This is a genomic window from Secundilactobacillus kimchicus JCM 15530, from assembly GCF_001433995.1.
Lineage (GTDB): Bacteria > Bacillota > Bacilli > Lactobacillales > Lactobacillaceae > Secundilactobacillus > Secundilactobacillus kimchicus.
In genome coordinates, this window is the sequence record NZ_AZCX01000001.1 from 325,617 (window position 1) to 351,143 (window position 25,527).

A 25,527-nucleotide genomic window follows, 5' to 3' on the forward strand; every position below is an offset into this window, starting at 1 on the left:
GTTTAAATTAAGTCGACAAACCGTGCGCGGAACTTGTAGTGGAGGTGAGACCCAACTAGCAAGAAGAACAGCACGATTAACCAAAATTCAATGGTCAGTGTTGGCCGTTGCCAGAACCAACCCGTCCCAAACAACGCTTCTCGGAACCCGGAAACAACGTAAAAGAACGGGTTCAACTGTAAAATCCGAGCAAATAGTGGCGGGAAACTGCTCGTTTCAAAATTAAACAAGACCCCTGAAATATAAAACAACATCCGCATTGCTGATTGAAGCAGCATATGGAAGTCTCGAATTAAAACAGAGACCGCTGAATTAAAGATACCAAGCGCTAACAACAACATTAACATGGCAAAGAAGTAATACAACCACTCAAACCAGTGAATGTTGGGGCGAACGCCGTACAGCAGCCCAACGATGATTGAAAACACCATCATTGTCCAAAATGAACTCAGATTACTAACTAATTTAATTGATGGCAGCGCAGAGACCGGAAATTTCATCTTTGACACCATGCCAACCCGTTGATAAATACTTTTGGAGGCATCTAACGTCGCCCGATTCATGTAGAACCAAGGGGTGATTCCAATCACCATCCAAGGCAGGTAGTCGACCCCATTACTCTGACCGTGTTTTAAACCGACCCCAAACACAATCCAGTAAATGCCAATTTGAATCAACGGATATAAGTATTCCCAGACAAGTCCTAAGTAGTGACTCTGGTAGTTGGCCATATCTTCGTATCGGGAGATGCGGAAAATAATGCCCATATTTTTAAACTGTTCTTTGAATAAGGTCACAACCTCTTTCAAGGTAGACACACTCCTTTTTACTTACCCACAATGGTCGATCTAAAATGATCGATAACGCGCGTCGTGGCTTGCCCATCGTTGTAAGTGTTCCAATAGTGATTGAACTGGGTGAAGTCCGTTAAGACGTCCGCCCTAATCGCTTCTTCCAGCTGAGCTGGCGTGGTTAACGGTTGCGTTGGTAACCACTTTAAAAAATGTGGTTGAATCCCCGGATTCTTTTCGTATTCGGGTAAATCAGCCATGTAAAACAACATCGTGTGCGCCGTTGGCAACAAACTGTAGTCAAAAGCCACCGACGAATAGTCGGTCACCAGCGTTTCGGTGACCATCAGCAAATCAGTCGTGGAAAGTTGCGGATAGAACCGAATGCGGCCCGCCCCAACCTGACTGAACTTTTGCTCATACTGTTGCAAGAGCGGATGAAGTTTGACGACCACCACCGCATCAGGATCGGTAATCAGCGCCTTTTTTAAAGCATCTGATAACTCGAACTTCATACTTTCACGATACGTCGGCGCAAATAAAATCACCCTGTGACTCGTCAATCCCGGGGCTAACCGATCGACGCGAGCTAACGCGTTACTGCGCCATTTGGCAGATAAAAAACGATCGGATCGCGGATATCCTAACAACTGGATACGGCTGGCTGGCACCCGGTAGCTCTCTTCAAAAACGTGACCCATCGCTTCCGAAGCCACCACAAAATCGTCAAACTGATTGTACACGCGCTGAAACCGGTGCTGATCGGTTTTCGATCTTAAGGCCGTCTTCGGATCACCAAACCCAAATCGCTTGATGGCCCCGTTTGCGTGCCAGAGCTGGACGATTCGACAGTTTCTCGGATGCTTGAGGCCCCCCAGAAACGCGTAGTAATTATCACAAAACATTAACTTCGCACGCATCATTTGTGGAATACCATGAAGAACAAACGACACGTTGTCTTGATAGGAGATCACCGTGATTCCGTACGCTGCTAACCGGGTTGCGGCCGCCTCGACTGCCGGGCGGTAATACACCACCATGTCGGCTGGATCCGTCAACGTTTTAGCAACCGCTAAAATGAACTTCAGGTTGTTATCAAAGCTCATGAGATAAATCACCCGCCGATGCTTTCCCCGATTAAAATAATGTAGCATCGACATCAGCCGAACTAACCAAATGTAAATGTCCTTCACGTCAAACCACCAATTCTATGCAATCTCCGGTATCTGTTGATACACAACTTGGTATTATACCACAACCGGTTCACGCGACCAGCGGTTTTTCAGTCGCCCTTACCAGCTTTTAATAATTAAGTGTTCAAGACAAGCAATATTAAAGCCGCGACGGGCATCTAAAACGCTCCGGCGCGGCCATTAAGGGCTGTTTGCAACCATTGATCATTGCTAAATCATAGTTTAGGCTCGTAAAAGTGACCCAGAATTTTAACGGTGTCTGAGATACTCACAAAAGCACTTGGATCAGCCTCGTCCATGGCCTCTTCCAAATCGTTCATTTCGTAGCGTGAGATCACCGTGAATAAGATCGTTTTATTATCATGATGGTAGGCTCCTTCAGCATCATGAACAATGGTAATTCCGCGCCTAATGTGGTTTTGAACCGAATCAATCACCGTCTTAGGTCGGCCCGTGATGATCATCACCTGCATCCGCTGTTGGCGCGTGTAAGTCATGTCCATCACCCGGGCGTTAACAAACAACCCTAAAGCTGAGTAAAACGCGTACGGCCAACCATAAGCAAACCCGGCGGCAATGATGATGAACGAATTGAAGAAAATATTAATGGACCCAATTGAGCGACCCGTGCGGCGCCGAATGACAATCCCCAAGATGTCTAATCCACCGGTTGAAATGCCATTTTTTAAGGCCATACCAGTACCGAATCCGTTAACGGCACCCCCGAAAATCGCACAAATAATCGGGTCGGTAGTCAAGTGAACGGGATTCAAAACCCGAATCATAATACTAGCCAATAAAACCGAGGCTACCGTGTAAACGGTAAACTGATGACTAATTTGGCGCCAAGCCAACACAAACAACGGAACGTTGAGCAAAAAGAGCCCCAACGCTGTTGAAATCACAACTGGACTATTTCGAATTGTTAACGTATTGACTAACTGGGCCAACCCCGTAATGCCTGACGAGTAGATATGACCGGGGGACCAAAAAAAATTCATCGCAATGGAAACTAACACGGCGTACAAAAAAGCCGTCGATAATTTTCCAATTGACTGGTGGCGCTTCATAAGGCGCTGCACATCGTCCATTTGTATTGCTCAACCTTTCGTTTGTGGAATTCACGCCATTAATCTTACCACATTTCTGCGTGAATGAACGGTCTTTTAAGCGTTGTCGGTTGTTGATTGCCAGTGATCCCTAACGAAGGCTTCGCGACCTTGCGCCTCTTCTTTCGCAAACCGCTCCGGGTTCTTTTTATAAAAGTCCTGATGGCGCGCTTCAGCCTCATAAAAGGGCTTTACCGGCTCAATTTGGGTCACAATGGGATCCGTGAAGAGCGGACTGGCCGCTAACTTTTCCCGTGAAGCAGTGGCAATTCGACGCTGTTCCTCATTTTTAACAAAAATCACTGGTCGGTAGTTATCACCACGATCTTGAAACTGACCCATTGCATCCGTCGGGTCAGTTTGCTGCCAGTAAATCTGAACCAGTTGGTCGTAACTAATGACCGTTGGATCGTAAATAATCTTAACCGCTTCAGTATGCCCCGTTTCGTGATTTTTGACTTGCTCATAAGTAGGATTTTCGACAAATCCCCCCGTATAACCGGAAATCACCTTTTCAATCCCGGGTAGTGTGTCAAAGGGTTTGACCATGCACCAAAAACAACCACCGGCAAAAATAGCCGTATCAAACGTGTCACTCATAATTATCACTCCCGAATTTAATGCTGTTATCATACCGCAACCACCCGGTATAAACAAGTTACACTGTTAGCATCGCCCCGCTTAGATTGCCGACTTCACCTTTGAGCGTCAAAAAAATTCCGGCAAGAAACGGGTCAATTGGCCCGTTTTTGCCGGAATTTCTCTTAAATCATTTTAATCAATAAAACGTCCTTTTGCGGCCGCGTTATTTCTCATCATCGGGTTGGGTGACAAATAAGTTAAGATCCTGCAATTGCTTATCTGAAACCGTCGTTGGCGCACTCGTCAGCGGTTCAACCGCCTTCGAGTTCTTTGGAAAGGCAATCACATCACGAATGTTGCCGCGCTTCGCTAATAAGCGAGCAAACCGATCGAGACCAATTGCCAGCCCACCATGAGGCGGGAAGCCATAGTCTAGAGCATCTAACAGGTAACCAAATTGATTTTCGGCCCGTTCTTTCGTGAACCCTAAGGCTTTCAACATCTTCATTTGTAAGTCACGGGTATGAATCCGGATTGAACCACCGCCCAATTCAAGACCATTTAAGATGATGTCATAACTTTGCGCATAGGCTTGATGCGGATCTTCACCCTCGTTCAAGTAGTGTTCGTCGCCAGCTTTTGGCATTGTGAACGGGTGGTGCGCTGGTACCCAACGCTTCAAATCAACGTCGTAGTCAAATAATGGCCAGTTAACAACCCATAAGAACGCAAATTGGTTCTCATCGATCAACCCTAATTCCGTTGCAATTGTCCGACGCAAGTAGTCGAGTGTCTGGGCAACGACCCGGCTTGAGTCACAAGCAAACAGCAACATGTCACCGGCCTTTGCTCCAGTCCGGTCCAAAATGGCCTGATAGAGGTCTGCATCGTCTTTAAAGAACTTCGCAATTGGACCAGTGAAACTATCATCGGTCACTTTCAACCACGGTAATCCCTTGGCGCCGAAGCGTTCGATGTGTTCAACGAACTTATCAATGTCCTTCCGGGAATACTTGTCAGCACCATCAGGAACCGCAATGGCTTTAACTTGACCGCCATCTGCCAAGACATTGCTAAACAGGTTGAACCCAAGGTCCTTAACAAGGTCCCCAAGGTCTTTCAATTCCATCCCAAACCGAACATCAGGTTGATCCGTCCCAAACCGAGCCATTGATTCATCCCAGTCCAACCGGTCAAACGGTAATTTAACGTCAATGTCCAACGTATCTTTCATGACGCGGGCAATGAGGCCTTCCGTTAGATCCTGAATTTCTTCAGCGTCTAAAAATGAGGTTTCCATATCAATTTGGGTAAACTCTGGTTGCCGGTCGCCCCGTAAATCTTCATCCCGGAAACACCGGGCAATTTGGTAGTACCGGTCAAACCCAGCCCCCATCAATAACTGCTTAAACAATTGTGGGGATTGTGGTAACGCATAAAAGTGACCCGGATAAACCCGTGATGGGACTAAGTAGTCCCGGGCCCCTTCCGGCGTTGACTTCGTTAAATCAGGCGTTTCAATATCAATAAATCCTTGCTCATCAAAGTAACTATGAGTCGCCTGCGTGATTCGGTTGCGGATTTTCATTGCCCGTTGCATCTCAGGACGACGAAGGTCTAAGTACCGATACTTCAACCGCAGTTCGTCGGAAACGTTAATGCCATCTTGAATGTAAAATGGCGGATTTTTGGCCTCGTTCAATAGATTGATGTCAGTCACCCGGACTTCGATTTTCCCGGTCCGCATCTTATCGTTGACTTCCCGGTCTGCACGCGCCACGACGTGACCTTTCACTTCGATGACGTATTCGTTACGAAGCTGGTCGGCAACTGCGAGCGCTGCTTTATCGAATTCTTCGCTGAAGACCAGTTGAACAATGCCTTCCCGGTCTCGTAAATCAATAAAAATTAGCCCACCTAAGTCGCGGCGTTTTTGAACCCAACCCTTTAAAACAACGTCTTGGTCGAGAAACTGTTCATCGACCAAGCCGGCGTATGTTGTCCGTTTCATTCGTCAATTCCTCCTATAATGTCTCTAACACGGCGTTAAAATCTTTTTCAACCGATTCAACCGGAACCGTCACTTCGTTTCCAGATGCCATGTCCTTCACGTTAATGGTTTTATTCTCAAGTTCCGTTTGACCAATGGTCAGGGTGTAGCGCGCGTTGAACTTATCAGCCGTCTTGAACTGCGCCTTGGGCTTTCGATTCAAATAGTCACGGTCCGCAACCACATCTTGGCTGCGCAACTTCGACACCACTTTCAACGTGGCTGCATCGGTTCCCTCACCAATCCCAACGACGTAAGCCTCCAAGTGATGCGCTGCTGGGAATTCGACATTGGAAGCTGCCATTAGCAACAATAACCGCTCAACACCAAGCGCAAATCCAACCCCGGCCATGTCAGGTCCACCGAGCTCTTCAACTAACCCGTTGTAGCGCCCACCAGCACAAATGGTCGTGTAGCCGTGACCAAGTGCTTTATTGTTCACCATAAACTCAAAGATCGTGTGGTTGTAGTAATCCAGTCCCCGCACCATCGTGGCATCCACAACGTAATCGATGTCCAACGCATCTAACAGGGCTTTAACTTGATCAAAGTGAGCCTTAGCCTCATCCGTTAAATAATCCAAAATTGACGGGGCATCCGCTACGATCTTTTGATCGGTTTCATCCTTGCTATCCAATACTCGCAGTGGGTTCTTATGCAAACGCAACTTCGAATCCTCACTCAGTTCATCAAAGTGCGGTTCCAAATAGTCAATCAAAGCCTGCCGGAACGTCTCTCGCGTTTCTTGATCGCCCAGCGTATTGACGGCTAGCCGCACATTTTCAATCCCCAACTGGGTCAGTAGGTCCATTCCCATCGCAATGGTTTCCACGTCAATCGCCGGCTCGTTTGAGCCAAAGGCCTCGACACCAATTTGGTGAAATTCACGCATCCGTCCAGATTGGGGCCGTTCGTATCGGAACATGGGTCCCATATAATAGACTTTAACCGGCTTAGGCACATCTGGGCCGTACAATTTATTTTCAACAAACGCCCGAACAACACCAGCCGTCCCTTCTGGTCGTAAAGAAAGGTGCCGGTCCCCCTTGTCCATAAAGTCATACATTTCCTTGGTGACAACGTCCGACGTTTCCCCCGACGTTCTTGAGAAAACATCGAAGCTTTCAAACATTGGGGTCCGAATTTCATCGAAACGATACTTGGCAAAAACGCGGCGCGCCACATTTTCAACGTAGGCCCAGCGTTCGGATTCACCCGGCAAAATATCTGCGGTTCCCTTTGGTCTTTGATAACGCATATCAGTGCTCCCTTCACAGTTTTAGTTATGGAAATAAAAAAACACCCTTGTTTTCACAAGGGTGCATAGCACGGTACCACCTTAAATTTTCTCATCCATAACGTTGGTCGCGAATAATTTTCATTATTCACCTCAAAAGTGTCCCCTCAACGTGCCCTGCTACGAACTCGCATTTCCCGCTCGCTTTCTGAAAGTCGTCACATCAAGAGCTGTCTTTCTCATCGGTGTTAGTTATTTAACTACAATCAACATTACCGACCCGCCTGCCAAAAGTCAAGTCAATCTTCATTTTAAATTCACTTAAAATAGCCTATAATTAAATGAAAATTGTTTGAAAGAGGACGCCACATTGATTGACTATCTTAAAACTCACCGGGTTGCTATCATCCTAACCGTCACCATCTTGCTCGCTGCCATCGCCGTCATCGTCACGAGCGTTCGAACCAGTCGGTTAGTCGTGCCAACCAACCAGGTCAACGTTCGAACTGGCCCCGGTCTTTCCTATCGCACCACAACCGAGCTCAAGAAAGGCGACGTCATTTACGTCGTGAACCGGAAGGACAACTGGTACCGGGTCCGCTATTCAGATCACCACTTTGGCTGGGTGGCCAGCTGGCTCGTCAACACGACGAGCCACCTTAAAACTGCTACCAACCTTTCTGAAGCCACCATCGTCTTAGACCCAGGACATGGCGGTAGTGACTCTGGTGCGCTAACAAGTGATCAGCAACATCAAGAAAAAACCGAGACCCTGGCCCTAGCCAAAAAGGTCCAACAGGCCTTGCAAAAAAAAGGGGCCCACGTTTTGATGACCAGAACGGGAGATCAGACCGTTTCACTGGGCGCCCGACCTGAACTAGCGACGGATAATCACGCCGACGCCTTTATCAGTTTTCACTTTGACTCTAGTCCAACCAATAATTCAGCGACTGGTTTTACCACTTATTACTATCATAAGACCACATCATTGAGTCTGGCGCAAACCTTAAACCGAGCGCTCGACGGCCTGCCATTACCCAATCGCGGCGTTGCCGTGGGGAACTATGAGGTCATCCGAGACAACCTACGGCCTGCAGTTTTGCTCGAAATGGGTTATATTAACACTGACAGTAACTTTAAGCTCATTAAGACCCCCAGTTACCAGCAAGCGGTCGCTGACCGCGTCACCAAGGGATTAGCAAGCTACTTCAAAGACTAACAATTAAGAAAGGTCGATGTTTATGCTGTCTGATGAATTTTTGGCGCAATTGCCACTGTCAGGAATCTCAGCCGTCCAACCCGTTTCGGGAGGCGACATCAACCAGGCATTTCGCGTGGTCACTCGTGATGGGCCCTACTTCCTACTGGTTCAACCCGACACCCCACAATCGTTTTACGCGCATGAAGTCGAGGGATTAAACCTGATTGGCCAAGTTGCTCGGGTGCCACAAGTCATTGCGACCGGTGACATCGCCGGTGATGCTTACCTCATTCTTGAATGGTTGGATAGCGGCCAAGGCCAGCAGGCTGATCTCGGCCGCCTCGTAGCAACGATGCACGCTGTCCATAATGACCAATTTGGGTTTGACCACGACGTCTTGACTGGAAAACTACCCAAATACAACACCTGGCAAACAAACTGGGGCGACTTCTTTGTTAATCAACGGCTCAATGTGTTAGCAAAAAGGGCCAGTCAATCCGGGCTTTGGTCGGCCTCCCGTCAGCAACATCTGGACCAACTCACAAAAAAGATCCTGGCTTACTACCAGGACCATCCAAGTGTGCCAAGCTTACTTCACGGCGATTTATGGGCTGGAAACTACATGTTCACCAAAACTGGCGAGCCCGCGTTAATTGATCCCGACGTTTTTTACGGTGACCGCGAATTTGATATTGCAGTCACCACGGTCTTTGGTGGCTTTAGCCGTGACTTTTACACTGCTTATCAACAGCAGTACCCGTTGCCGGCTGGCTATGAGGACCGCTTGCCATGGTATCAACTCTACTATCTCATGGCGCACCTTAACCTTTTCGGAGAATCATACGGCGGGGCTGTCGACCGGATTTTAATGGCCAATTAATCAAATAATGCCGCTTCAAGTTCAGCCATCTGAGTTGCAAGAAACTCAGGATGGCTGTTTTTGTCGTTAATGAGCCGCCCGGGATCAAACAAAGCCCCACGAATGCCCGCATTATGGCCGGCCTCAATATCTAGCGTGCGATCACCCACCATCACAGCAGTCGTGCGATCAATGGCGTAGGTTTCAATCAAGGCGTTAAGAGCAGCTGGATCCGGTTTACGCGGATAGGGTGAATCACCTGTTACCGTCCCTGAAAAAGCGGTCGCTAGACCATTGTCAGCTAGCAACGTCAGGGCGCTTTGATTGCGATGAGTCAACAGAAAATGCCGACCTCCATTGGCTAAATGCCGATTCAATAGGTGTGAGACCCCGTCAAACGGCTTGGCTTCGCCAATCAAGGTAGGTTCGATTTGGCGGTACCGATCATTCAATTGGTCGCGACTGAGTCCGAACTCCGCACTAAACTGTTGCAACGCCGTGCCTAACGCATGCTGGCGCATGGTTTCGTAAATTTCTTGGTCGTCGATTTCAATATCATCGATTCCTAGTTGATTAAGCGCTTGCTTAAACGCCGCCACCATGAACGGATAAGTGTCAAACAAGGTCCCATCAAAATCCCAAATTAACGTGTGAATTGTCATTTGAATCTCCTTTAAAACTGATTGTAAACAAGAACAACGATCGACTCGTTGAGCCCATCGTTGTCGTTAAATCAATTGAACGCCAGCCGTTTTATTTTTGATCAGTATCAAAAATAATCGTCACTGGTCCGTCATTTTCGAGTTGAACTAGCATATCCGCCCCAAATTCACCGGTTTCCACTGGGATTCCAAGAGCGGCTAACTTAGCGTTAAATTGCTCGTAAATTGTCTTGGCGTGAGTGGGCTCGCCAGCACTGCCAAATCCAGGCCGATTGCCCTTTCTCGTATCCGCATACAACGTAAACTGCGAAACGGATAAAATACTCCCCTGAACGTCTTGGATTGACAGGTTCATTTTACCGTCAGCATCACTAAAAACCCGTAGCTTACTTATTTTGCGAACAAGGTAGTCCACCTCAGCATCACCGTCACTATCCTGAGCAGCGACAAGCAGCATGAACCCTTGTTGAATAGCGCCCACCGCTTGACCGTCAATTGTAACGGCTGCAGATCGAACACGCTGTAATACGATTCGCAATACACTAACCCCTCTCTAATGAAATGGCCGTTTGACCACGTAAACATCCTGAATATTTTTTAAGTTTGCTTCAATTCGTTCAAGTTGGGCGGCGTTTCGGGTCCCAAGTGAAATCGAGATCGTCACCATCTTATTATGATCGACTCGGCCGTTGACCATGTTGAGTTGCTTGGTGGCGTTATTCACCACCCGCAGCACTTCGTTCAACAAGCCGTTTCGATTATAGCCTTGAACTTCCAAGTCCGCATTGTAAGAAGCTGTTGTATCATTAGGATTTTCCCAACGGACGTCAATTAGCCGTTCCCCGTTTGCTTCCGCATGAGCCACATTTGGGCAGTTGCTGCGGTGAACGGACACCCCGCGTCCTTTGGTGATGTAGCCCACAATTTGATCACCAGGAATTGGCGAACAACAGTGACTTAAACGCACTAACAGGTTGTCAACCCCCTCAATGATAACGCCTTCGGAGGCCTTTTGTTTCTTCTTGCGACTATTACTTGTTTCCGGCGTTTTGGAAATTGACTGATGATCCTCCAGCAGTTCTTTTTCCTCTTGCCGCTGCCGCTGTTCTTCACGCTCATGACGCACGTCATCCGTGAGTCGGTTCACGACCCCAACTGGTTGGAGGTCACCAAACCCAACTGCGGCAAACAAGTCATCAATGTGTTGGTAGTGCATCTTATCCGCGACTTTTTGCAGCTGGTCCTTGCCCATCAACGGCTTCGGGTCAAACTTAAATTCTCGAAGTTGCCGTTCAATAATGCTGCGGCCCTCTTCGATATTTTCCTCCCGGTCTTTTTGCCGGAAAAATTGTTTGATCTTGTTACGAGCCCGCCGCGTCGACACTAGCTTCAACCAGTCTCGATTAGGTCCGGCTGAGTTAGCCGACGTCTTGATATCCACGATGTCGCCGTTTTTAACCTCGTAGTCCAGCGGCACAATTTTTCCATTTACAGTGGCCCCTGTTGTATGGTTCCCGATTTCGGTGTGAATCGTATAAGCCATATCTAACGGACCAGCCCCCTTAGGTAACTCAAAAACATCACCCTTCGGCGTAAACGCATAGACGTGGTCACCGAACAATTCACCCTTCACGCTATCCATAAAGTCGGCCGCGTCATCGGTTTCCTCCTGAATTTCGATCAGTTGTTTGAACCAGTTTAACTTATTGCCAGAATCGGAAGCTTCGACCTTATCAGTCACACCTTCCTTGTACGCCCAGTGCGCGGCGACCCCATATTCAGCCACTCGGTGCATTTCGAAGGTTCTAATCTGAACTTCCAATGGCTTACCTTCAGGACCAATCACCGTAGTATGCAAGGATTGGTACATGTTGGGCTTAGGCATGGCAATATAGTCTTTAAACCGTCCCGGCATTGGTTTCCACTTGGTGTGAATAGCCCCCAAAACGGCATAACAGTCCTTAATGCTGGCCACAATGACTCGAATTGCTAATAGGTCATAAATTTGACTAAACTGTTTGTGTTGATCACGCATTTTACGGTAAATCGAGTAGATATGCTTTGGCCGGCCGTAGATTTCCGTTTGGATATCTAAGTCACTAATGGCGTCTTTAATATCGCCAATGGCCTCAGCAATGTAATCTTCTCGTTGATCACGCCGGGAGTTCATTAAGTGCACAATCCGGTAGTATTGTTGTGGATTTAAATAGCGCAACGAAATATCTTCAAGTTCCCACTTAATCGTACTAATCCCTAAACGATCAGCCAAAGGGGCATAGATTTCAAGGGTTTCATTCGCAATCCGACGTTGCTTGTCTGGTCGCAAATGCTGTAAGGTCCGCATATTATGCAACCGGTCCGCCAGCTTAACAATCATCACCCGAATGTCTTGAGACATCGCTAACAGTAACTTTCGATGATTTTCAGCTAACTGCTGTTTGTTAGATTTATACTTAATTTTCCCGAGCTTTGTGACACCCGCAACAATCAAGGCGATATCTTTTCCAAACAGCTCCCGAATATCATCAGACGTCACCCCGGTATCTTCTACGATATCGTGCAAAAAACCAGACGCGACGGTTGCTGGATCCATTTTGAGGTTTGCCAAAATCCCCGCCACTTGGATGGGGTGCATAATGTAGGGCTCCCCCGATTGACGAACCTGATCCTTGTGCGCAATCGATGCGAAGCGGTAAGCCCGTTCCACGATGGCGACGTGGTCTTTATTCATATACTGAGAAACGGTATCAATAACATCTTCTGCCGTCCATTCGTGCTCTTTAGGCATCTAGCCACTCCCCTTTCAAGTGTTACTGAGCTACTCTTGAGAACCCGTACGAGAGGTACGAAATACACAAGTAAATCAATGCAAAAACGGTGGTGTCAATGGGACCACTGATTAACGCCCCCACTAAAAAGACCGCCGGCCAAACCAATAGCACCCATGGGGATTCTTGACGATGCTTCACCAAGGTCCCAATAAGGCCTGCAATCACCGAAAACAATAGCGTGTTAATCAAACCAAACCGAATCATCTGATCCAAGTTTAACTGGGCCAACAATGCTGGTCCAAATCCCCCAACCACAATACTAAATACCCAGTACGGCCATCGAAGCCGCTTCATAATAATTGCCATGACAGTCACTTCTCCAAAAATATGTTGCAATCATTTTAGCATTAATTCAACTAAATCGCACCCATTACTCGCCATGGCGCAATTCGGTGAGCGTTGAAACCGCAGCTAAAAAATAGAGGGGCGCAGTTTCGGTTCTTAAAATTCGGGGCCCAAGGCCAGCCAGGGTTGCGCCAAAGTCAGCCTGCAAACGCTCAATTTCAGCTGGCGAAATACCACCTTCTGGTCCAAAAACGACCACCAGTTTGCGGGGGAAATCCGGCCCCGTCAAAAGCTTGTATAAAGCCGAATCCTCACCCTTCTTAGCCGCTTCCTCATAGGCCACGACCACCGTATCAGCATTGACGGCAGCAACGGCGCTAGTGAGTTTCGTGGCGAAGCGCACTGCTGGAATATGCGTCCGATGCGACTGCTGTGCGGCTCCCTTGGCAATCTTTGTTAAACGATCCAATTTCTTAGGGACCTTCGTGGCAGGCCACTTGGCCACTGACCAATCAGCAGCGAAAAAAACGACGTCAAAAGCCCCCATCTCCGTCGCTTTTTGAACAATCCATTCAGCCTTGTCCTGCTTAGGTAACCCGGCGACAACGGTCACCTCAATTGGAAGCTCCACATTGTTTTCAAGTGCTTGACTCACTTCGGCCGTCGTTGCCGAAGTGAGCGTCAGCAAAACCAATTGCTCGGCCGCATCGACAGCTTCTGCTTGGTCTCCTGGCTTTCCCCGTAACACTTGAACCCAATGGTGTTGAGTGTCGGCATCTAACTGGATGAGTTGCCCCACAGATAGGGTCTCAGGTAAAAAGTAACGTTGCATCTTAATCGTCTTCCCCTGGTTTTTGGGCGATGATTGCGTACCAATCGCCCATTTTTAGTGTTTGTAAAATTCGAAATCCCTGCTTTTTTTGCGCAGTCAAAACCATCGCCACTTTTTCCGCAATGATGCCGCTTGTAATAAACGTTCCATGGACTGGTAAAAGCGACCAAGCTTGCGGGATTAGTGGAATAATAATTTCGCTCAAAATATTGGCTACGATGACCTGCGCCCCAGTTGTAATTCCAGTGAGGAGGTCGTTTGCAGCTACTTCAACGTCCTTTGCTACCGGGTTAAGATCCAAGTTTTTCTGAGCGGAATTAACGGCCACCGAATCTACGTCATAAGCCCGTACATGACTTGCTCCTAATAGCTTCGCTGTAATGCTTAAAACGCCAGATCCTGTTCCGACATCGATCATGGTTTCTCCACCTGTTAAAACCATCTCGAGGGCTTGCATCGACAGTTTCGTGGTCGGATGGGTCCCAGTTCCAAAGGCCATCCCGGGATCCAGCACAACGAGCCGTTCATCCTGATGAGTTGGCGTATAGGTTTCCCAACTCGGAACAACCGTCAAAAAGTGGGTCACGTGAACGGGATGATAATACTTCTGCCATGCGGTCGCCCAATCGGCTTCAGCTACGTCACCAGCCGTCACAGTCCCCTCACCAACTTCGAGACCGAACTGTTGTAACTTGGCCACTTCAGCTTTAATTTCTGGCACGAGTTCTGATACGAACACCGTTTCCGGAAAGTAGGCCGTGACCTTCGCCCCAGCATCGATATGAGGAATTTCATCAACGTTCAAAATCTCCCCTTGGCTTTCCCAGTCTTGACCACGTAACTTTTCGTAGTCCTTCTCGTCGTCGATTTGAACCCCTGAAGCCCCGTGATTCATTAATAGGTTCGCCACGGCCTCCACCGCTTCACTTGTCGTTAATACCGAAATTTCTGTCCAATTCATGATGCCCTCCTAATTATTAGACCGCCAACCGTAGCGGTCAAGGTCGATGTCTCGTTTGAGTTGTTTGGAAACGAACGGATTGCCAGCTACCAAAAAACGGAGTGGCGCGGCTGTCCAACTTCCTTTGTTTGCGATACCAATGCGTGACGTCGTCTGAACTTCTCGGGGTTGAAAAATTGGATCCCAACTTAATGTTAACGGTGTCTCTGGCAATAACCGCCCATTTAAGACCATCGTTAACCCGAGCGCTTGTGTCAATTTTCCAGGACCGTTCGTCAAGGCTGGCCCCGTTTTAGGCCGATTTTGAGTCATTGCCGACAAGCCTTCAATAGGCTGCACTGCCCGAATCAAGATTCCTTGCGGATCCCCCACTGCTTGCGTGACAAAATTGAGCAAGGTTTGTCGGTGCATCTGATAGGTAAAAACGGTTCCGGGAGCCGCAAACAGCGCCCGGTTTTTGCGGGTTATTCGGCCGCCATAACCATGGTCAGCAGCGTCAAGCTGGCCAACATAGGCCTCAGTTTCAACAATGACAGCACGCAACGGTCCCGCTTTTGTCGTGACCGTTAAAACGACACCTAACAGTTTTTGAGCGAGCTGAGCCGTGGGCGCCGATTCAAAGAAATCCGTTTTAATCACCATTGTTTACCGATCTCCTTAAACAAAAAACGCACCCTCAGTTGGATGCGTTAATCTTTTTCGTCTTCTCGTTGCTCACGTTGAGGTAGGTGAGATTCAAGATACGCTAACAAGTCGCTCTCAGTTTTAAAAATCCGCGGGTGTTTTTGCTTATGCAATCGAAGATCAATCTCGTTAATCCGTTGCCGACCAGTCCAAGTATGACTGTAACGGATGATAACCCGATTATTCAAAGCGTTGCGTCCAAACTTAAACACGTAGACACTTTCGGGTGTCATTAATGGTCGAATATACGACTTTTCATAGTGGTAATTGCGCGACTTTAAATACTGTTTTGTTCGATTAAGCACGGGTATCACCTCCCAACAATTAATTTCATGACCCAGCGCTGTGGCTTTCTAATAAGAATATCATAACATAAAAATTCCAATTTTCCTGATTGAAAAAAGAAACCGATTACGAACCGTTCTAAATTTAATAGTTTACTGGATTTTCAGGGATCTGTCAATTTCGGCGCGTTGGTTTCAGTTTGACGCCGAGTCCCTGATTTTTTCATGAAATTCCCTATCATGACCGCCCAGACTTTCATCAGGTTTCAGTTTATTGTATGCTGAACGCATGACTAATTGATTAAGGACTGATTTTTATGATTGCATCAACCAAACGAATTGCCAATTTTGATTGGGTAGAAACCACCGCATTAACGCCTGACGAACAGCAAACGTTAATGAAACAATACGACATCACAGACGACATTTTGACCTACGTCACCGATAAAGATGAGACCTCAAATTACGTATATGACCCGGATAACAACCAGCAATTACTGATTGCTTTAGTCCCGTACCAGCTCAAAGATCCAAAACAACTCCGCTATATTGCGCGACCCGTTGGTTTTTTAATTCACAATGGGACGCTCTTTACGTTTAATGACTCAAATCTAAACTTTGTGACCGATGCCTTTGCCAAGGCCAGTCAGGATCCTGACGTGGCCACCCCAACAATGTTTATTCTCCAAAGTTTATTTGCCCTCATGGACAGCTACATCCCCATTGTGCGCCTCATCACTCGGCAACGAAACCAGTTAGACAAAATTCTCAACCGAGAGGCTAAAAATACAAACCTTTTATCACTCTCCTATCTGGGTCAAACGTTGACGTTTTTTACAAGTGCGATGCAGTCTAATAGCTCACTATTCGCCAGAATTCCGCGGACCCACCTAGGCGTCAACGCAACGAGTGACGAAAAAGATTCGTTAGAAGACGTCACGATTGAAGCGGATCAGGTTGCGCATATGATTGAAAATGAAGCTCAAGTGGTGGATCGAATTGTCGCTACCTTCGACAGCATCATCAACAACAACATGAACGACACGATGCGTTTCTTAACGATTTGGTCCCTGACAATGGCCGTTCCAACCATTGTGACGGGCTTCTACGGGATGAATGTGAAATTACCGCTTGCAGGATTACACGATGCCTGGCTAATTGCGGTTGCCCTGTCCTTGGCGCTCATTGTCTGGCTACTCATTACAATCAAGTTGCGAAAAAAGCGATAATAATTTATGACACTTTTCATTTTCTGTATTGACTTTTGCAATAAATTGGCAGACGAGCTGCTTTTCAGCTACACTGTTATTTGATTAGAAAGGATTGATAACTGTGAACGAAGATTCATTACTCATTGGCCACCGGATGCTAAGTGAAATTAGCAACCGCAACCTAACCGTTTCTGAAGTTGGCGAAAAGTCTGGAATCGGTGAACAAACGATTTTAAACATCATGAACGGCAATGAACCGGATGTGAGCCTCAGCTTAATTAAGCAATTTTGCTTCACCCTCAACATGTCCGTTAAATCATTTTTTGATTTTGAACCCTACAACCAAAAAGATTAACAAAAAGCCCACTTCAAATTTGAAGTGGGCTTTCTGATTTGTTTTGGTTGCAATCCTTCGAATGCCTCTTTAGTTTAACATAGTCGCCGATGCCACACGATGCACACTTTGGGTTCATGTGTGGTAGTTCAGGCTCGTCAGGCCAACATTGACTAGTGGGTTTCACAGTTTCACTAATTTTGTGTATTCCCTCGTTTCGAAAAAATTGATAGCCTAGAAAGTGAAGTGTTTTTAAGACACCATACCTACGAGGAGGAATTACAATGTTAACTGTTTCGAATTTTGTCAACGCCGTCAACACTAGCGTGCATAGCGGCACCATCAATGTTTTGAGTCTCATCGGCCTGCGCTACGATTTTACCAATGGTCAATCACTAAAATAACCAGCGGAAATGGGAGGGACTCGCAGTGTTGAATGAAGATGCCATCTTTTTAGGCCACCAAGTGTTCTTAGCAATTTACAAAAAGGGCGACAGCATTGAAGCGGCCTGCAAGAAAGCCGGCGTTGAAGTCAAAGATTTACTGGCTGTTATGAACGGCCAAGTTGACGATGTCAGTTTCAATTTTGTCAAAAAATTTGCTAAGTATTTAAACTTGTCGGTGAAAGATTTCTTCAATTTTCCACCGTACAACCAAAAAGCGACTAAGGGCAAATAACTCATATTAACGACCAAAAGAGGTGGGCTTGATTAACTTTCAAGTCCACCTCTTTTATCGCATCATGGTCTCTTTAAGTGATGGTCTGACTAATCTTTTCAGGCTACCCCATAAACTTAACTAATCGTGGGTTGTCGCCCACGTTGACGTGAAAATAACCCTCGCTATCAAGCGCCTTAACGACTGATCCAGCCCCAATTTCAGAATCAATCACCAATTGGAAGGCCGCTTCACCCAACGGAACGGCTTGAATCGTGTAATCACCCAGTTCGGCATCATGCTGCTTACCATCAAGTTGCGTATAAGCTTGCAAATCATCTGTCATGCCAGTCACCTCCTCAAGCCAATATACCAGATTCCGTCAAAGTCGGCTACGTCTTTTTCATGCCGTGCTTGCTCATCATCTGATACCCCGTTTTCAATAAAACTTTGCTATAATGGTTGAATAACGTGATGGCGTCACCTGTGGCGTATCTTAACGATTACATCAACTTTTTAAAGGGGGCTCTGTGATGGATACTGTCATCATTATCGGAGGAATTATCTTTGCAATTGGCGTCCTCATCGCCATCGGCAACTCGCGAATTAGCTACGGCTTTTTCACCCACTATGGCGTCGCCAACCAGGGGCTTGCCTGGATTAGCGTCCTGCTCATCGTCATCGGTCTGGCCATCGTGATCGGTAAAGCCTACTTAAACGGACAAATTGGTTAATTCTCGACAAAACCCGCAGCGCAATCAGCGTTGCGGGTTTTTAGTGTAAATTTAAGATTAAAAAACTGTCGCTATTAATAAAATAACGGCAGTTTTAACTTGTTCTCGTCTCGTTCAGATAGGCCCCACTACTTACCTGTTTTTTCATCCTCATCGGTTTGTAGAACCGCCATGAACGCCTCCTGAGGGACATTCACCGTTCCCACCGACTTCATTCGTTCCTTACCTCGCTTTTGCTTATCCAACAACTTGGCCCGACGGTCTGGATCCCCCGTGTGAATCTTGGAGGTCACATCCTTTCGGTAGGCTTTAATTGTCGTTCGAGCCACGATTTTAGCACCAATGGCTGCTTGAATAGGAATTTCGAAGTTTTGCCGTGGAATCAATTTCTTCAGCTTTGTCGCGATCTCCCGACCCCGGCGTTCAGCGAATTGACGGTGCGAAATAAAACTCAGCGCATCGACCTTTTCACCGTTAAGCAAAATGTCAATTTTAACCAAGTCACTTTCCTGATAATCGTCAAGCTCGTAATCTAAGGAAGCATACCCGCGGGTACTAGATTTTAGTTTGTCAAAAAAGTCAAAAATAATTTCGGATAGCGGCATCTTATAAATGACGTTAACCCGGCTGTCATCCAAATAATCCATGGTGACGAACTGACCACGACGACTCTGACAAAGCTCCATCACCGCGCCAACGTAATCGCTTGGCACCATAATCGTTGCTTTGACAAACGGTTCTTCAATCGATCGAATGCTGGCCACTTCCGGCATATCAGACGGATTTTCGACCTTCTTTTGGGTACCATCCGCTAGATTCGCGTGGTAGGTCACAGATGGCGCCGTCGTAATCAGCTCTAGGTTGAATTCCCGTTCCAATCGTTCTTGCACCACATCCATGTGGAGCATTCCCAAGAAACCACACCGGAATCCAAAACCTAGGGCTTGGGAAGATTCGGGTTCAAATTCCAACGCTGCATCATTAAGCTTCAGTTTTTCAAGTGCCTCACGCAAGTCCACATATTTGGCGTTATCCGTCGGGTAGAGACCGGCGTAGACCATTGGCACCATTTCCCGGTAACCCGGCAGTGCTTCCGTTGCTGGATTAGAGACAGCGGTCACCGTATCACCAACCCGGGTTTCGGTAATATCTTTAATGCTAGCCGTGATGTACCCTACTTCACCGGCCATCAACATGTCACGCTTAATCGGGTTGGGCGAATTCACCCCGACCTCCGTGACTTCGTACTCAGAGCCACTGTTCATCAACCGAATTTTATCGCCGGGCTTCACCGTGCCTTCAAAAACCCGCACACTTAGCACAACGCCGCGATAATCATCGTAAACTGAGTCAAAAATCAACGCCCGTAACGGGGCTGTTAGTTCTCCAGTGGGTGCGGGCACCTTAGCCACAATCTGTTCCAGTAATTCTTCGATACCAATCCCAGCTTTAGCACTCGCCAAAACGGCTTCGGATGCGTCAATTCCGATCACATCTTCAATCTCTTTTCGGACCATCTCTGGGTCAGCTGACGGCAAGTCAATTTTGTTGATAACTGGCACGATTTCAAGGTCGTCGTCAAGCGCAAGATACACGTTGGCCAGAGTCTGTGCCTCGACGCCTTGCGCTGCATCAACAACCAAAACAGCCCCTTCACAGGCTGCTAAACTCCGTGAAACTTCATAGGAAAAGTCAACGTGACCAGGGGTATCAATCAAGTGAAACTCGTAAGTGTGACCATCCTTAGCCTTGTAATTTAGTTCAACGGCATTCAGCTTAATCGTGATGCCACGTTCCCGTTCCAGGTCCATGTTATCAAGCAATTGATCTTGCATATCGCGTTTATCAACGGTATCCGTCAATTCCAAAATTCGGTCGGCCAACGTTGATTTCCCATGATCAATGTGGGCGACGATGGAAAAGTTTCGGATATATCGTTGATGTTGTTTCATTTCTTCAAGATCCATTTTGAATTCTCCTACTTTCATATCCATGTCAATCCATTATACCAACCCGCACCGCATTCCACAAACCTAAACCCAGCCAGTCTTCAATAAAAGTCCCGGGTTCCCGGACCCAAACAAAATACCTCAGCGCGGCGTTTGCGGCCTGCTGAGGTATTTGAACGTTCAATAGTTAGACCTCGCCGGGCTAGTTATCAAACGCGTCTTTCATTTTGTCAAAGAAGCCACTTTTTCCTGATCCTTCGACCTTATCGCCGCCAGCATCAGCAAACGCTTTGAGCGCTTCTTTTTGGGCTTTATTCAGGTTCTTTGGTGTGACAATACGAACCGTGACCCGTTCGTCACCAGTACCGTTACCGCGAAGCCGTGGTGCCCCTTTGCCCTTGAGTTTAAAGGTTGCACCCGTCTGAGTCCCGGCTGGTACTTTTAAGTTAACTTCACCGTGGACCGTTGGTACCTTAATTTCGGCGCCTAACGTCGCTTGGACAAAACTAATGGTCTTGTCCAAGTATATATCCGCACCATTTCTGGTAAAGGTTTTACTTGGTTTAACGGTAAATACAATGAACAAGTCACCGTAACCACCGCCATTATTACCAGCTTCACCCTGACCTTGGAGCCGCATTTGTTGACCATCGTCAACTCCGGCTGGCACGTTAACCTCAACTTCATGGCGTTCTTGTTCATGACCTGAACCGCCACACGTTGGGCACTTTTCTTTAATTTCTTGACCCGTCCCATTACATACCGGGCAGACCTGTTGACTGCGCATCCGGCCCAATGGGGTATTGGTTTCCGTTGTAATATAACCCGTACCGCCACAGTTGTGACAGGTCTCTGGGTGGGTTCCTGGTTTAGCGCCATTCCCCCCACACGTATGGCAGGTGGCCTCGCGCGTGTACTTGATGGTCGTCTTTTTACCAAAAATAGCCTCTTCAAAGGTTAACGACATCTCGTATTGTAGATCCCGACCTGGTCTTGGCGCATTTGGATTTCTTCTAGCGCCACCAGCGCCACCGCCAAAGAACTGGCTGAAGATATCCTCGAAACCACCACCGCCAAAGCCGCCAAAATCAGCACCATTAAAGCCACCAGCGCCACCGCCGCCAAAGCCGGCGGGACCGTCTGCAGAACCATATTGGTCATAATTTGCCTTTTTGGTGTCATCACTCAACACTTCGTAAGCTTCGGTCACTTCTTTAAACTTTGCCTCAGCATCCGGCGCTTTATTAATATCTGGGTGATACTTTTTTGACAGTTTTCGGTAGGCTTTTTTGATCTCGTCTTGGGACGCATCTCGAGATACGCCAAGAATTTCGTAATAGTCTTTTCCAGCCATACTTTACCTCCAATTTACGTTGGGACTCTATCTAGAATAGCATAGAACACATCAAACAAAAAGCCAAAGCCCAGTTTGCGGACTTTGACCCATTGCCTGCTTAAAGTGGCCTACTTCTTGTCATCGTCGACTTCAGAAAAGTCGCCGTCAAAAGTATTACCATCACCCTTGTTGCCGTTAGCCTTGTCGTCTGAGCCACCAGCAGCATCAGCGTCAGCGTTGCCTTGCTGTTCCTGAGCTTGTTGGTAAAGCTTAACTGAAAGGTCTTGAACGATCTTGTTCAAATCGTCCTTCTTGGTCTTCATTTCTTCGACGTTGTTATCTTCTTGGGCCTTCTTTAACGCATCACGAGCGTCTTGAGCCTTCTTGATTTCATCGTCTGAAACCTTTCCCTTCACTTCTTCAAGGGTTTTGTCCACCGTAAAGAGCAGTTGGTCGACTTCGTTCTTCAAGTCAGCCTCTTCCTTACGAGCCTTGTCAGCCTCTTCGTTTTCTTGGGCTTCTTTCATCATCGACTCGATTTCTTCATCGGACAAACCGCCGGAACTCTTAATGGTAATCTTTTGTTCTTTACCAGTACCCTTATCTTTGGCTGAAACATTAACAATCCCGTTTCGGTCAATATCAAAGGTAACTTCGATTTGAGGGACCCCACGAGGAGCGGCTGGAATATCAGTCAGTTGGAAATTCCCTAATGTCTTGTTATCTGCTGCCATTGGTCGTTCACCTTGGAGAACGTGAATATCAACGGCTGGTTGGTTATCAGCCGCCGTACTGAAGACTTGCGACTTACTTGTTGGAATCGTCGTGTTACGGTCGATCAACTTTGTAAACACGCCGCCCATCGTTTCAATCCCCAGTGATAGTGGCGTCACGTCCAAAAGCACAACGTCTTTAACATCACCAGTCAAGACACCACCTTGAATAGCGGCCCCTAAGGCAACGGCTTCATCAGGGTTAATTGAGTGGTTTGGTTCCTTACCCGTCCACTTTTTAACGGCTTCTTGAACGGCTGGAATTCGAGTTGAGCCACCGTTTAAGATAACAACGTTTAAATCGTCAGCCGTTAAACCAGCATCCTTCAACGCATTTTCAACAGGAATGCGGGTCTTTTCAACCAAATCAGCTGTTAGTTCGTTGAACTTAGCCCGCGTCAATGTTTCTTCCAAGTGTAATGGGCCATTTTCGCCAGCTGAGATAAACGGCAAGCTAATTTGCGTTTCAGTAACGCCTGACAGGTCCTTTTTAGCCTTTTCAGCCGCTTCCTTTAACCGTTGCATCGCCATCTTGTCTTGTGACAAGTCAATGCCATTAGCCGCTTTAAATTGAGCGACTAGCCAATCCATAACCTTCTGGTCAAAATCGTCACCACCCAAGTGGGTGTCACCATTTGTTGATAAAACATCAAATACACCATCACCAAGGTCAAGAACTGAAACATCAAAGGTCCCACCACCAAGGTCGTAAACCATGATTTTTTCATCAGCATCTTGCTTGTCCAGCCCGTATGCCAACGAAGAAGCCGTTGGTTCGTTAATGATTCGCTTAACGTCTAGACCGGCAATTTTACCAGCATCTTTTGTCGCTTGCCGTTGGGAATCATCGAAGTAAGCTGGGACAGTGATAACCGCTTGAGACACTGTATCGCCGAGATAATCTTCAGCAAAGCTCTTAATATATTGCAAAATCATTGCTGAAATTTGTTGCGGCGTGTATTCCTTATCGTCAACCTTCACCTTGTAGCCCGGTTCGCCCATGTGACTCTTAATTGAAACTACCGTGTTCGGGTTCGTAATAGCTTGACGCTTTGCGACTTCACCAACTTGTGGTTCGCCATCTTTAAAGGCGACAACTGAAGGCGTCGTACGACCACCCTCGGGATTTGGAATAATCTTTGGTTCGCTACCTTCCAAAACTGCAACTGCTGAGTTTGTGGTACCTAAGTCAATACCAATTATCTTGTTACTTGCCATTTATGCAATACCTTCTTTTTAAAAATTTGAATGTGTTATTGAGCGACAACAACCATAGCTGGCCGGAGTACCCGGTCTTTAAGCTGATAACCTTTTTGGAGCACTGCTGTGACGTGGTCTTTTTGATCATCACTTTCAGCTGGAACCGATTGAACCGCTTGGTGAATCTGTGGATCAAACGGCTGACCTTCAGCTTTAATCTCCGTAACGCCGTTGCTCGTTAACGCCTCCATGAGGTGTTTTTGAACCAACTCAACGCCCTTCTTTAAGGAAAGTGCTTGGTCATCCGTCACCTCAGTCTGCAGCGCCCGTTCCAAGTTATCTAAAACCGGCAGCACATCGTGAGCTAGTTGTTGACCATCGTATTTAACCAAAGCTGCTTGGTCTTTTTTATGACGCGTCTGAATGTTTTTAATTTCCGCTTCAGCGCGCAAGTACTTATCAGACATCGCTTCAAGCTGTTGTTGTAACGTTTCAACTTGTTGCTGTGCCGATTGAAGCGCCGTATCCTGCTCATTAACCGCTGCATCGTCCTTCGAAGACGACGATGCAGTTTGATCATCGTGAGCTTCAGCCGACGTGGCTTTTTTAGCCGCTTCCTCAGCTGATTTCTTTGCCTCATCTTCAGCCACTCAAAACACTCCTTTACTACTCATCAAAATTGCGGTAATAATCCATCAACCGTTTAGCCAGTTCTTGGCGAAACGCACCAACCAGACCAATCATCCGTGAATATGGCATTCTTGTCGGACCAAGAAGGGCAATCACCCCTTTACCATGTCCACCAACCGAATACGTGGCCGTAATCAAGCTATAGTCGCGCAAAATCTTATTGGTGATTTCACTACCAATCTGAACCTGAATGGCATCGCCGGTCTGACCCAACACATCTGCCATGTCATCCGACCGATCCAGTAACGTGTAAAGCGACTTCAACTCTTCAACGTCAGCATTATCCGAATAATTCAACAGATTTAACCGGCCACCAACGAAAAAGCGTTCCTGAGCTGCTTTAGTCAACACATCGCCAAAAATCTTCAAGAACCCATCTGGACTCTGCAGGTAGTGCGCAATTTGTAGCGGGATCGACGTTTGCAACAGCTCCAAGACCGTTGCTAGGGGCTGACCAATCACTTGGTCATTGATCAGTCGAACGACCGCCTCTAACTGTTCGCCTTCAACGCCCTGAGGGACCCCAAAAGTTTGGGTTTCCACGTCACCGTTGTCAGTCACCAGAACCGCCATAACCTGCCGTTTACCAAGGGGAACCAACCGAAAGCCACTCAGGCGACTCTCCTTTAATTCCGGCTTCACCGTAAACGCGGTGTACGACGTTAAGTTCGATAAAATATTGGCTGACAGCTCGATGATTTCATCAATTTTCAAAAATTGACCATCCAGCGACGACTTAATGACGTCAATGTCGTTTGACTTAACCGGATCCGGTTGAACTAAGTAGTCCACATAGTAACGATAGCCCTTAACCGACGGCACGCGGCCGGAAGAAGAATGCGTCTTATTAATTAAGCCCAATTCCTCAAGCGCCGCCATCTCGTTTCTAACCGTTGCGGAGGAAACGTGCATTGGTAACTGACTTGCTAAGGCCTTAGAACCAACTGGCACCCCGTTACTGGTATAGTCACGGACAATCGCCTTTAGGATCATTTTCTGTCTTTCCGTTAACGTGATTATCACCTCTTTTTAGCACTCAACTTATCCAAGTGCTAAGACACATCTATAATGTATCAAAGCAA

Annotated in this window: 26 protein-coding genes; 6 read left to right on the forward strand and 20 right to left on the reverse strand. The window is 47.1% G+C overall.

Annotated features, from left to right (window positions below):
• Positions 1–2 precede the first annotated feature (2 nt).
• From FC96_RS01645 to hisS, 6 genes are all read right to left on the reverse strand, one after another.
• Positions 3–809, reverse strand: coding sequence for an ABC transporter permease (locus FC96_RS01645; protein ID WP_056941760.1), 807 nt, complete (start codon positions 807–809; stop codon positions 3–5).
• Positions 810–826: 17 nt separating this feature from the next.
• Positions 827–1,984 carry a CDP-glycerol glycerophosphotransferase family protein gene (locus tag FC96_RS01650; RefSeq protein ID WP_056941761.1) on the reverse strand — a complete coding sequence of 386 codons (1,158 nt, stop codon included), beginning with the start codon at positions 1,982–1,984 and terminating at the stop codon, positions 827–829.
• A gap of 215 nt (positions 1,985–2,199) precedes the next feature.
• Entirely contained in the window at positions 2,200–3,075 is an 876-nt protein-coding gene (locus tag FC96_RS01655) for a YitT family protein (protein WP_056941762.1), read from the reverse strand.
• Between the two features lie 75 nt (positions 3,076–3,150).
• Complete coding sequence (gene msrA, locus FC96_RS01660; RefSeq protein ID WP_054659590.1) at positions 3,151–3,693, reverse strand: peptide-methionine (S)-S-oxide reductase MsrA; 543 nt, start codon at positions 3,691–3,693, stop codon at positions 3,151–3,153.
• 205 nt (positions 3,694–3,898) lie between these two features.
• A complete protein-coding gene (gene aspS / locus FC96_RS01665) occupies positions 3,899–5,686 on the reverse strand; it encodes an aspartate--tRNA ligase (protein ID WP_054659592.1) in 1,788 nt (595 codons plus the stop codon).
• A gap of 13 nt (positions 5,687–5,699) precedes the next feature.
• A complete protein-coding gene (gene hisS, locus FC96_RS01670) occupies positions 5,700–6,983 on the reverse strand; it encodes a histidine--tRNA ligase (RefSeq protein ID WP_056941763.1) in 1,284 nt (427 codons plus the stop codon).
• A 352-nt stretch (positions 6,984–7,335) separates the two neighbouring features.
• Between hisS and FC96_RS01675 the strand changes: the two genes are divergently transcribed.
• Both FC96_RS01675 and FC96_RS01680 read left to right on the forward strand, forming a co-directional pair.
• Positions 7,336–8,181 (forward strand): N-acetylmuramoyl-L-alanine amidase family protein, encoded by an 846-nt coding sequence (locus FC96_RS01675; protein ID WP_056941890.1) that lies wholly within the window; start codon positions 7,336–7,338, stop codon positions 8,179–8,181.
• 22 nt (positions 8,182–8,203) lie between these two features.
• Positions 8,204–9,043, forward strand: a complete 840-nt coding sequence (locus FC96_RS01680; protein WP_056941764.1) for a fructosamine kinase family protein — start codon at positions 8,204–8,206, stop codon at positions 9,041–9,043.
• On the opposite strand, the gene FC96_RS01685 is transcribed toward FC96_RS01680, so the two are convergent.
• The 8 genes from FC96_RS01685 to FC96_RS01720 form a co-directional block, all read right to left on the reverse strand.
• Positions 9,040–9,684: an HAD-IA family hydrolase gene (locus tag FC96_RS01685; RefSeq protein ID WP_056941765.1), complete on the reverse strand. Its 645-nt coding sequence runs from the start codon at positions 9,682–9,684 to the stop codon at positions 9,040–9,042. The two genes, FC96_RS01680 and FC96_RS01685, sit on opposite strands and share 4 nt — an antisense overlap.
• A gap of 91 nt (positions 9,685–9,775) precedes the next feature.
• A complete protein-coding gene (gene dtd / locus FC96_RS01690) occupies positions 9,776–10,222 on the reverse strand; it encodes a D-aminoacyl-tRNA deacylase (RefSeq protein WP_056941766.1) in 447 nt (148 codons plus the stop codon).
• A 15-nt stretch (positions 10,223–10,237) separates the two neighbouring features.
• Positions 10,238–12,472: a RelA/SpoT family protein gene (locus FC96_RS01695; protein ID WP_056941767.1), complete on the reverse strand. Its 2,235-nt coding sequence runs from the start codon at positions 12,470–12,472 to the stop codon at positions 10,238–10,240.
• A 22-nt stretch (positions 12,473–12,494) separates the two neighbouring features.
• Positions 12,495–12,821 carry a hypothetical protein gene (locus FC96_RS01700; protein ID WP_054659594.1) on the reverse strand — a complete coding sequence of 109 codons (327 nt, stop codon included), beginning with the start codon at positions 12,819–12,821 and terminating at the stop codon, positions 12,495–12,497.
• Positions 12,822–12,885: 64 nt separating this feature from the next.
• On the reverse strand, positions 12,886–13,632 hold the full coding sequence (locus FC96_RS01705) for an RsmE family RNA methyltransferase (protein ID WP_056941768.1): 747 nt from the start codon (positions 13,630–13,632) through the stop codon (positions 12,886–12,888).
• 1 nt (position 13,633) lies between these two features.
• Entirely contained in the window at positions 13,634–14,593 is a 960-nt protein-coding gene (prmA, locus tag FC96_RS01710) for a 50S ribosomal protein L11 methyltransferase (RefSeq protein ID WP_056941769.1), read from the reverse strand.
• A 9-nt stretch (positions 14,594–14,602) separates the two neighbouring features.
• Positions 14,603–15,235, reverse strand: coding sequence for a DNA-3-methyladenine glycosylase (locus tag FC96_RS01715; RefSeq protein WP_056941770.1), 633 nt, complete (start codon positions 15,233–15,235; stop codon positions 14,603–14,605).
• Positions 15,236–15,282: 47 nt separating this feature from the next.
• The gene (locus FC96_RS01720; protein WP_056941771.1) at positions 15,283–15,591 is read right to left on the reverse strand and encodes a hypothetical protein; all 309 of its coding nucleotides are present in this window, start codon (positions 15,589–15,591) and stop codon (positions 15,283–15,285) included.
• Between the two features lie 287 nt (positions 15,592–15,878).
• On the opposite strand from FC96_RS01720, the gene FC96_RS01725 reads away from it, so the two are divergent.
• From FC96_RS01725 to FC96_RS01735, 3 genes are all read left to right on the forward strand, one after another.
• Positions 15,879–16,790, forward strand: coding sequence for a magnesium transporter CorA family protein (locus tag FC96_RS01725; RefSeq protein WP_056941772.1), 912 nt, complete (start codon positions 15,879–15,881; stop codon positions 16,788–16,790).
• 103 nt (positions 16,791–16,893) lie between these two features.
• On the forward strand, positions 16,894–17,127 hold the full coding sequence (locus FC96_RS01730; RefSeq protein WP_056941773.1) for a helix-turn-helix domain-containing protein: 234 nt from the start codon (positions 16,894–16,896) through the stop codon (positions 17,125–17,127).
• Between the two features lie 408 nt (positions 17,128–17,535).
• Entirely contained in the window at positions 17,536–17,784 is a 249-nt protein-coding gene (locus FC96_RS01735; protein ID WP_056941774.1) for a transcriptional regulator, read from the forward strand.
• A gap of 103 nt (positions 17,785–17,887) precedes the next feature.
• Here the strand turns inward: FC96_RS01735 and FC96_RS01740 are convergent, their stop codons facing one another.
• Positions 17,888–18,109 carry a hypothetical protein gene (locus FC96_RS01740; RefSeq protein ID WP_054659600.1) on the reverse strand — a complete coding sequence of 74 codons (222 nt, stop codon included), beginning with the start codon at positions 18,107–18,109 and terminating at the stop codon, positions 17,888–17,890.
• A 187-nt stretch (positions 18,110–18,296) separates the two neighbouring features.
• Between FC96_RS01740 and FC96_RS01745 the strand changes: the two genes are divergently transcribed.
• The gene (locus tag FC96_RS01745; RefSeq protein ID WP_056941775.1) at positions 18,297–18,497 is read left to right on the forward strand and encodes a hypothetical protein; all 201 of its coding nucleotides are present in this window, start codon (positions 18,297–18,299) and stop codon (positions 18,495–18,497) included.
• 128 nt (positions 18,498–18,625) lie between these two features.
• On the opposite strand, the gene lepA is transcribed toward FC96_RS01745, so the two are convergent.
• From lepA to hrcA, 5 genes are all read right to left on the reverse strand, one after another.
• Positions 18,626–20,464, reverse strand: coding sequence for a translation elongation factor 4 (lepA, locus tag FC96_RS01750; RefSeq protein ID WP_056941776.1), 1,839 nt, complete (start codon positions 20,462–20,464; stop codon positions 18,626–18,628).
• A 184-nt stretch (positions 20,465–20,648) separates the two neighbouring features.
• The gene (dnaJ, locus tag FC96_RS01755) at positions 20,649–21,800 is read right to left on the reverse strand and encodes a molecular chaperone DnaJ (RefSeq protein WP_056941777.1); all 1,152 of its coding nucleotides are present in this window, start codon (positions 21,798–21,800) and stop codon (positions 20,649–20,651) included.
• A 110-nt stretch (positions 21,801–21,910) separates the two neighbouring features.
• Entirely contained in the window at positions 21,911–23,773 is a 1,863-nt protein-coding gene (gene dnaK, locus FC96_RS01760; protein WP_056941778.1) for a molecular chaperone DnaK, read from the reverse strand.
• Positions 23,774–23,808: 35 nt separating this feature from the next.
• Positions 23,809–24,405, reverse strand: a complete 597-nt coding sequence (gene grpE / locus FC96_RS01765; protein ID WP_056941779.1) for a nucleotide exchange factor GrpE — start codon at positions 24,403–24,405, stop codon at positions 23,809–23,811.
• Positions 24,406–24,421: 16 nt separating this feature from the next.
• Complete coding sequence (hrcA, locus tag FC96_RS01770; RefSeq protein ID WP_082593180.1) at positions 24,422–25,465, reverse strand: heat-inducible transcriptional repressor HrcA; 1,044 nt, start codon at positions 25,463–25,465, stop codon at positions 24,422–24,424.
• Between the last annotated feature and the right edge of the window lie 62 nt (positions 25,466–25,527).